The following is a 1663-nucleotide window of genomic DNA, read 5'->3' on the forward strand; positions in this document are numbered from 1 at the left end:
AGGCGCGGCAGCATATGCAGGGCTTTCTGCTGCGCCATGGGCGGAACTATCCGGGCAAGAAAGCCGAGATCGACGAAATCTGCTGCCGTTACGACAGCGTTGCCTGCGATGCGGCTCATAATCTGCTTCGGGATCGACATCGAAAAATCCGTTATCGTAACGTAGTCCGAAATGAGTAGACAAATTTCAGACATCAGCAAACGATGACGCCTCGCGCAGTCCCTTATCGGGGTGACAGTCGGGGACTTCGGTCGGCAAGGTTACTTGATCTGCGCCGTCGAGTTTGGAAGAACTGTCGTAATTCATCAATTCCACCCAGCGACATGGAACCGGTATGCGCGAAGCCCCGACCGATTATGTCAGCATTGCCTGGACACGGCCGGTTAACTGGCTCAGGTTCACGGATCTGCCGCGAGACATCGATGCGGCGGCAGCGAAGAGCCGTACCATCCGCTATCAACGTGACCTGATCCGGAGATGGGTTCAGGAGACCCAGGGCAGGCTCGTCCACGAAGAAGCAGTAATGGAACTTTCACCTGACCGGGCAACGCCGCAGGCCGTCTCAGTCATAGAAGCTCTGCGCAGACAACATCCCTCTGCGACATTCCTTGCTGTGGCTTTCCCCCGCGCGAACGGCTGGCGGCCCCACGTTCATCTTGAGGCCTTGTTACTCAAGGGCCGCTACCACCTGCTGGATCCTGATCCCTATATCTCGGCCGCGTTCAGCTTCGATCCGTCAACGCACTTCTCAGACTGGGAGACGCAAAATGCCTCGCATCGGGGGCAAAAAGCTTGCCATCGCGCGGAAATTCTCGCTGCGATCGCTACCCTTGATCCCATGTCGCTTACCCGGAAAGCAGACGCCCTGAACGAACGCGGGCTCACAACTCATACGGGAAAGGCCTGGACTAAGGACAATCTCGCAAAATTCCTCAGCTCACCGGCTCCAATGCGGGCAGATCCAGCAGGATAAGATTTTCAGGCATCAGATCCTGCTCTCCTCTCCACCGGTAGACGCAGGGCGCAAAGGGATAGTCGAGACAGAGAGCACGCGGGTGCTGCAGGGCCGGAGCGCCTTCCATTTTGTAATGGCCGGCAAAGACGCGTGGGGCAGAATGCGGATAGGCTGCCGCGCGCCACTCTGGCGGCAGGTCGCCTTCCGGCAGTTCATTCACATCAGGCACGGACAAGGCAGCGCTGCGCCAGGTCTGATCATCGCGCCACCAGGCAAGCCGGACTTCATGACGGGCCTCACCCTTGAAATCGTGAAACGCATAGGGGGCAGGGAGGCTCGCTTCACGTCCTGAGGTAATCTGTTTGACCGCACGGCCGAACTCGGTGCTTTCGCGGCCAATTTCCGCCAGATCCTCCTCCCGGAGATACCCGTCAGGGCGTCGCTCTTTGATAATAGTGACGAGCGCCTCGTCCCAGAATGCGTGCACCACGCGCAGATCCGGGCGATCGATGAACAGGGGCAGGTGGGTGAGAAACCATGCGCCTTCGGTGAGGGCTTCTTGGGTCTCAAGGCCATAAGCGTCAAGGAAACTGTCATGCTGTTTGCGGTTCTTTTCGGAATGCGCCCGCAAAGGGACGCCGGCCGCATCTCTGCGATGATAAAGAATAGCATTCAGCTCATGATTGCCCATCACCGCCAGCGCCTCGC

General features: G+C 58.4%; 2 protein-coding genes. One reads left to right on the forward strand and one right to left on the reverse strand.

Translation table 11 applies throughout. From position 1 onward, the window contains the following. Nucleotides 1-334: 334 nt before the first annotated feature. A complete protein-coding gene (locus tag EP867_RS19520; protein ID WP_128491083.1) occupies nucleotides 335-973 on the forward strand; it encodes a hypothetical protein in 639 nt (212 codons plus the stop codon). Here EP867_RS19520 and EP867_RS19525 read toward each other — a convergent pair. Continuing rightward, a partial coding sequence (locus EP867_RS19525; RefSeq protein WP_206616399.1) for a metallophosphoesterase family protein occupies nucleotides 933-1663 on the reverse strand: 731 nt, incomplete at its 5' end. The two genes, EP867_RS19520 and EP867_RS19525, sit on opposite strands and share 41 nt — an antisense overlap.

The organism is Falsigemmobacter intermedius, from assembly GCF_004054105.1.
Classification (GTDB): domain Bacteria; phylum Pseudomonadota; class Alphaproteobacteria; order Rhodobacterales; family Rhodobacteraceae; genus Wagnerdoeblera; species Wagnerdoeblera intermedia.